At 71.7% G+C, this 6,188-nt stretch carries 7 protein-coding genes and 1 pseudogene; 3 read left to right on the top strand and 5 right to left on the bottom strand.

Features of this window, described 5'->3' with window-relative positions; genetic code table 11:
- The 3 genes and pseudogenes from ACZ6CL_RS39810 to ACZ6CL_RS39800 form a co-directional block, all read right to left on the bottom strand.
- Positions 1-569 (bottom strand): annotated as a pseudogene (locus ACZ6CL_RS39810) (phage tail protein); the annotation flags it as partial.
- A 10-nt stretch (positions 570-579) separates the two neighbouring features.
- The gene (locus ACZ6CL_RS39805) at positions 580-1,305 is read right to left on the bottom strand and encodes a carboxypeptidase regulatory-like domain-containing protein (RefSeq protein WP_468945687.1); all 726 of its coding nucleotides are present in this window, start codon (positions 1,303-1,305) and stop codon (positions 580-582) included.
- Positions 1,302-1,880, bottom strand: coding sequence for a Pvc16 family protein (locus ACZ6CL_RS39800; protein ID WP_468945685.1), 579 nt, complete (start codon positions 1,878-1,880; stop codon positions 1,302-1,304). Before ACZ6CL_RS39800 ends, ACZ6CL_RS39805 begins: the two co-directional genes overlap by 4 nt.
- 60 nt (positions 1,881-1,940) lie before the next feature.
- Between ACZ6CL_RS39800 and ACZ6CL_RS39795 the strand changes: the two genes are divergently transcribed.
- Entirely contained in the window at positions 1,941-2,261 is a 321-nt protein-coding gene (locus tag ACZ6CL_RS39795; protein WP_468945683.1) for a hypothetical protein, read from the top strand.
- A gap of 323 nt (positions 2,262-2,584) precedes the next feature.
- Entirely contained in the window at positions 2,585-3,268 is a 684-nt protein-coding gene (locus tag ACZ6CL_RS39790; protein WP_468945681.1) for an AfsR/SARP family transcriptional regulator, read from the top strand.
- Positions 3,269-3,289: 21 nt separating this feature from the next.
- Here the strand turns inward: ACZ6CL_RS39790 and ACZ6CL_RS39785 are convergent, their stop codons facing one another.
- Positions 3,290-3,808, bottom strand: a complete 519-nt coding sequence (locus ACZ6CL_RS39785; protein ID WP_468945678.1) for a hypothetical protein — start codon at positions 3,806-3,808, stop codon at positions 3,290-3,292.
- A gap of 167 nt (positions 3,809-3,975) precedes the next feature.
- On the bottom strand, positions 3,976-4,602 hold the full coding sequence (locus tag ACZ6CL_RS39780; protein ID WP_468945676.1) for a hypothetical protein: 627 nt from the start codon (positions 4,600-4,602) through the stop codon (positions 3,976-3,978).
- Between the two features lie 111 nt (positions 4,603-4,713).
- On the opposite strand from ACZ6CL_RS39780, the gene ACZ6CL_RS39775 reads away from it, so the two are divergent.
- Positions 4,714-6,183, top strand: coding sequence for a serine/threonine-protein kinase (locus ACZ6CL_RS39775; RefSeq protein WP_468945675.1), 1,470 nt, complete (start codon positions 4,714-4,716; stop codon positions 6,181-6,183).
- The last annotated feature ends 5 nt before the right edge of the window (positions 6,184-6,188 follow it).

The following is a 6,188-nucleotide window of genomic DNA, read 5'->3' as shown; positions in this document are numbered from 1 at the left end:
GCCGACCTGACCTCCGCGGGCAGCGCCGCGTCCAGTTCGACGCGGCGGGCGGTCGCGTCGTAGGCGGCGACACCGGCGGTGTGGATCGCCTGCTGATCGTCGCCGCGGAAGATCTGGATCTGCTGCCCGACGCCGGTGAACCCGATGAGGTGGCCGAGTTCCAGGCGGGTCGCGCCCTTGGCGGCGTCACCGGCGACCGGGGACACCAGGCCGTGGCCGAGGACGCCCGAGGCCGGGGTGGCCTGCTTGCTGGCGACGCGCTTGATGTACAGGCGCTGGCCGCCGTTGTCGAAGAAGCCCTTGACCGCCAGTGGGAACAGCCACCAGCGGCCGCCTTCGGCCGGATCGCCCGCCCAGGTGTCCCGGATGAGGGGATCGGGCTCGGGCACGAACCCGCCGAACGTGTTCTGGAACTCCAGGAAGTTGGTGACCAGCTTGGGCTTGCCGCTGTACGGGCCGCGCACGGTGACCCCGGCCATACCGGCCGTACTGGTGCTCACCCCCGCGATCGGCCGTGGGCCCGCATCGATCTCCTCGATGTAGACCCCGGGGCTCAGATACTCCGCCATGGACGGCTCCTCAACTCTCGCGGATCTCTATGACGTGCCGGCGCTCGGCGTCCTGGGGCAGCCGCACGACCAGCGATCCGGACCTGCCCGGCCGCTCGGCGGCCCGCAGGCGGAAGGTCTCCTCGACGGCGTGTTCACCGGCCTTCTCGCCCTCCCACCGCAGGGCCAGCCGGAAGGCGCCCGTGGCGTCGGACAGGGTGCGCTCGTGCCAGGGCGTCAGGTCGCGGCTGGTCCGCCCCTCGGCCTCCACCAGCGCGCCCGCGACCGGCTCGGCGGTGGCCGCGTCGACCACCGCGCCGTGCACCGTGCGCACGCCCGGCGGATAGGGGAACGAGACGCCCGGCAGCAGCCGGACCAGCCGTGGCGCGGTCGCCACCGCGGGCGGGTGGGCGTCATCGTAGGGGTGCACCAGGAACTCGACGCCCACCAGACCGGACGAGAACGGCTCGCCGTCGGCCGGGTACAGCGGCTGGTATCCGGCGGCCGCGAAGCGGGCCCGGTGGCGCCGCGGCGCGGTCGCCCACGGCTCGGCGCACCGGCCGAGCCCCGGGTAGGCGAAGGCGGCGCTGGGGGTACGGACCGCCGCGTGGTCCAGCGGCAGCCAGGCCCCGTCCTCGAACCGGTCCAGCTGGACCGTCACCCCGGCGCCGCGCACCCGCCGGGCGTAGTCGTCGTACGGGATGAACCAGGCGGGGCTGTGGAGCGCGGACCGCTCCAGCGGCAGGAAGCGGCTCATGGTGTCGCCGCCCCGCTGATGACCCGGCTGTGCACGGGGCGGACCGCCGTCGCGGTGGCGGAGTCCAGGTTGACGACGCGGACCTCGTAGTTCAGCGAGAGCCGGTACGGCTTCTGGATCGCGTACCAGACCCAGGACTTCTGGTCCAGGGTGAGCGGGGTCAGGCTGAGGTGCAGCGAGTCGGTGCTCGCCGCGAGGCTGCCGGACAGCTGGACGCCGTCCAGGATCGCGTCGTCGTAGAACGTCTGCATCGCCCGGCCGAGCATCCGGTGCTGGGTCTCCTGGTCGCCGCCCCAGGGGGTGACGAGGTACCGCAGCAGCAGCGCCATCGGCGGCTTGCGGGTGACCGGCGGGTCGGGCGGCTGGGAGCGCACCGGTGGCCGGTTGCGCGAGGTCGGGTCCTCGGCGATCTCGTAAAGGAACACGGTGAGTTTCGGCGGTGGTGTCTGCACCGTCTCGGAGAGGTCGTTGAGTTCCGCGATCGGCGGTTCCACCTGGCTGAGCCCGCGCAAGGACTGGGTCAAGGTCTCCACGATGACCGTCGAGACGTCGGCGATGACGCCGAAGTCACCCATGCGAATCCTCCCCGCGCTCCGCACCCGAAAGCGTGCCTCGATGAGGATGCAGGGCCCCGCGTGACTCCATCGCGATTCATCCATCACACGAGCGTCACCAGCCCGTTCCGTCGCCCGGCGATGACGTCGGCGGTCACGCGCCGACAACGCCGGGGTGACACGGATAAGGCATATTTTCCTTCCATGGAAATCCACTCAGAGCAGGCCGGTGTCCTGATCCTCCGAGTGTGGGTGGAAGAAGGAAGGCCGGACGGCTTCCGTGCGCGCATTGTGTGGACGGGCGGCCGTCACCAGGTGCCTCCGACCGCGGTGAGCGCGGTCGACGATGTGCTCATCACCGTGCGCGCCTGGCTCGATCAGTTACTCGAACCCGAGAGGTGACGTTTCCGCGACGCCCCGGTGATGCCCGGCCATATAACATTCTGTACCCGAAGGGCTGGACACACGATCATGAATTGCTCGTAACATGGCTGGGCAGCATCCCGATTGCCGGTATGCGATCTTTCACTGAGGATCTTTCGCCGAAGCAAATATCGCCCGGGGGGCCGATGAGCGCAGAAGGCCATGTCATTACGTTGAGGCTGCTCAAAAGCTTCACGCTATCGGTCGATCACAAACGCGTTCCCCTTTCATCCAGCGCCCAACGCCTCCTCGCGTTCCTCGCGCTGCAGGACACGCCGCGAACTCGAACGTATGTGGCGGGAATGCTGTGGCCCGACGTTACGGCGTCCCGCGCCAACGCCAACCTCAGATCGTCTTTGTGGCGCGCGACCCGGACGGGACATCAGGTCATCGACGCGTCCACCCAGGAACTGGCGATCGCCAAACACATCGACGTGGACATCCACGCGGCGGCCACGCGCGCGCACCGGCTGCTCGACATGTCACGCCCGTGCGACGACATCCTCACCACCCAGACGCGGGCGGACCTCTCGTCCGATCTGTTACCGGAGTGGTCGGAGAACGAGTGGGTGCTGGTCGAGCAGGAGCAGTACCACGAACTCCGGCTGTATGCCCTGGAGGCGATGACCGAGCGGCTGACGGCGGCGGGCCGCCACGGTGAGGCCGTCGCCGCCGGGCTCGCCGCCGTCCGCGCGGAGCCGCTGCGGGAGAGCGCTCACCGCGTGCTCGTCACGGCGCATCTCGCCGCCGGGAACAGGGGCGCGGCGCTGCGGCAATTCGAGCAGTGCCGCCGGGTGCTGCTCGACGAACTGGGTCTGGAGCCCTCGCAGGCGCTGCGAAGCCTCGTACCGTCCCAGCCGTCCCAGCCGCCCCAGCCGCCCGCTCCCGAGGGGTCGGCACCCCCGGCGGCAGCCCGGAAACCCCCACGCGTCGTCGTCCGCCGCCCGGCGAGCGACGTGCTGGTGGAGGGCGCGGGCGGACGGTGAGCCCCGCGCCGCCCCCGCGGCTCAGCCCAGTCCGTCCCGGTGGGACCAACGCGGCTCACCGGGGCTGTCGTACGGCTGCGGGGGCTCCCTGCCGGGGGCACCGCGGGCGGCGCTCCGCGCGGCCCGCATGTGGTCGCAGGCCCGGGAGCCGGGGCTGAACTCGATGCCGGTGGCGGCCTCGAGTGCCGCGAAGAAGCTCTCGCCGAACTCCGACTGCTTGGTGGTCGTCCAGGTGTACGTCTCACCGTCGCGCAGGGCCCGCATCATCATGCGGCTCCCGTAGCCCCGGCGCTGCCATCGGTCGGCGACCCGGATCTTCCGGACCAGTCCCCTGCGGCACACGCCGCACACCTGCCAGGTGAGCCGGGCGAAGTCCTCCCCTTCCGGCACCTGGCACACCCGCAGCTCCCGGCAACCGGCCGGGACGCCGGGCGGGGTGTACGTCCACACCTCCCCCTCCTCCGTGGGGCGCCCGGGCTCGCTCCGCCCGGATAACGCGCCCACCAGACGGCCCCAGAGCCCCGCCCGCTCGCCCGCCATCAGCGGCGGGCCTCGTCGGCGGTGCCGAATCTGTGTCCGTCCTCGACGGCTAACCCTCGCAATGCCACCACGCCCCTTCGTCCGTCCCCCGGCTTACCCTGACAGGTCGCCATTCGACGGCGCGCGGTTCCGGGGGCCGGCGGTGCGCGTGGTGTTGACGCTTCGGCTCAGGGTGTGCGCCGGGGGCGCACCTCCACGCAGATCCAGTCGTACTGGCCGTCCTGCAGCAGCTCGGGGCCCTCGAAGAGGGTCACCACGGAATGGCCGTACGCCCAGACCACACCCCGCTCGGCGTCCAGCGCCTCGTCCGGCGGTCCCGGCACCGGCTCACCCAGCCTCGTGCGCAGCAGTTCCCCGGCCGCCCGGTACGCGGATGCCCAGTCGTCCTCGGTGGCCTCCGGCTGCCACCGCCATCCGGTGAAAGCGTCGAATTCCCAGACCTCCTCCGCAGGTAGCGGCGTCCCATCCGGCTCGCACACCTCGAACGCGCTGTACGCCAGGGGCATCAGCACCCCACGGTCCTCCAGGCACCCGGGGTGGGCACACGCCACCCCCGCGCCGTCCTCCTCGCAGCCGGGATGGTTGCCGATCCAGAGGTGCCAGCCCTCGTCGTGGCCCTCGCCGGGCGGTGGCCATATCTCCATCTCCGAGATAGCGGGTTCGCCGTCACGCCCGGTCAGGTGCCAGCCGTTGCGTACGAAGAGGCCCTCATAGGCCGGGTACGTCCAGGTCAGCCCCGCGAACTGCAGTGCGCGGTCGAGCCACTGGCCGTCCGCCTGCTTCATCATCGCCATGCGCGGGACAGTACCCGGCACGCGGGGAGGGTCATGGCGACGCCCCTGGTCGGGCCGGTTATCGTGTCGAGGCACAGCGAGCACACGCAGGGCGGAACGAAGAGGGACGCGGTGTCGGAAAAGGGGCGGCTGGTCGCACGGCGGTACCGGCTGACCGAGCGCATCGGCAGCGGGGGGATGGGCACGGTGTGGCGGGCCGAGGACGCCGTGCTGGGCCGCGAGGTGGCGGTCAAGCGGCTGCACGCGCCGCACCACCTCTCCGACGACGAACTCGCCACGCTGTACGAGCGCACCCGCCGCGAGGCGCGCAGCGCAGCCCGCATCACGCACCCCGGCGTGGTGGTCGTCCACGACGTGGTGGACGACGAGGAGGGGCTGCCGTGCATTGTCATGGAGTACGTGCCGTCCACCACGCTCGGCGCGCTGCTCAAGGAGCGCGGTACCGTGCCGCCCCGGGAGGCGGCACGGATGGGCCGGGGCATGGTCGCCGCGCTCCGTGCCGCGCACGCGGCCGGAGTGCTGCACCGTGACGTCAAGCCCGGCAATGTGCTGCTCAGCGCCGACGACAGGATCGTGCTCACCGACTTCGGCATCGCGGTGGCCAGCGGAACGTCGACGCTGACCCGGACCGGCGAGATGATCGGCTCCATCGAGTACATGGCGCCGGAGCGGATCAGGGGGCAGAAGCCGGGCCCCCATTCGGACCTCTGGGCGCTGGGCGCGACGCTGTACCAAGCGGTGGAGGGTGTTCCCCCGTTCCGGCGGGACACGGCGATCGAGACGGCCTACGCCACCGCCGCCGACCCGCTGCCGCCCGTGCGACACGCCGGGCCGCTGCGGCCGCTGATCGAGGCACTGCTGGCCAAGGAGCCCGGCGAGCGGCCGTCGGCGGAGGAGACGGAGCGGCAGCTGAAGGCCGTGGCGGCGGAGGAGCCGACGGCGCTACGGTCAGCCGGTGCCGCCCGGGCGCCGCGGCAGGACACCCCGGAGCGAGGCGGCGGCACCGGTCGCGGGCGCCGCCGCCTGGCGTGGAGCGCCACGGCGGTGGCGCTGACGACCGCGGCGGTGGCGGGCGCCTACGCCGTATGGCCGGACGGCGGCGGCGCACAGCGGAGCGACGACAAGCCGAAGGCCCCGCCGGTCCCCCACGGCTACCACCTGGTGGAGGAGAAGAACCTCGGCGTCTCCTTCCCCGTACCGAACGGGTGGAAGCTGGACAAGCGCACCAGTGACGGGGTCAGCTACGTCGACCCCTCACGCCTGGTCCAGATCTCGATCGGCACGGTGGACCCCGCCGGTCCGACGCCCGTGGCGCACTTCCGGGACATCGAGGCGAACACCAAGAAGAACTACGAGGTGTACCGGCGGCTGCGCCTGGACCGCACCACCTTCCGGGGGCAGCCCGCGGCGATCTGGGAAGGCACCTTCGCCGGGAGGGTGCGCACCTTCCGCGCCATCGACCTCGGCTTCGGGCGGGAAGGCGACAGGGAGTACGACATCTACCTCTCGGCGCCCGACGCGCGGTGGGGCACCTACCGTCCCGTCTTCGACAAGGTGAGGGAAGGCCTGCGCACCCGTTGAGTGTG

This window comes from Streptomyces sp. NPDC041200 (genome assembly GCF_055591805.1).
This window is presented reverse-complemented; position numbering and strand designations above follow the sequence as displayed.

Bases quoted from the DNA above. Each gene is read 5' to 3' on its own strand.
- ACZ6CL_RS39805 (WP_468945687.1), bottom strand. From the start codon at position 1,305: ATGAGCCGCTTCCTGCCGCTGGAGCGGTCCGCGCTCCACAGCCCCGCC.
- ACZ6CL_RS39800 (WP_468945685.1), bottom strand. From the start codon at position 1,880: ATGGGTGACTTCGGCGTCATCGCCGACGTCTCGACGGTCATCGTGGAG.
- ACZ6CL_RS39790 (WP_468945681.1), top strand. From the start codon at position 2,585: ATGCTGTGGCCCGACGTTACGGCGTCCCGCGCCAACGCCAACCTCAGA.
- ACZ6CL_RS39785 (WP_468945678.1), bottom strand. From the start codon at position 3,808: ATGGCGGGCGAGCGGGCGGGGCTCTGGGGCCGTCTGGTGGGCGCGTTA.
- ACZ6CL_RS39780 (WP_468945676.1), bottom strand. From the start codon at position 4,602: ATGGCGATGATGAAGCAGGCGGACGGCCAGTGGCTCGACCGCGCACTG.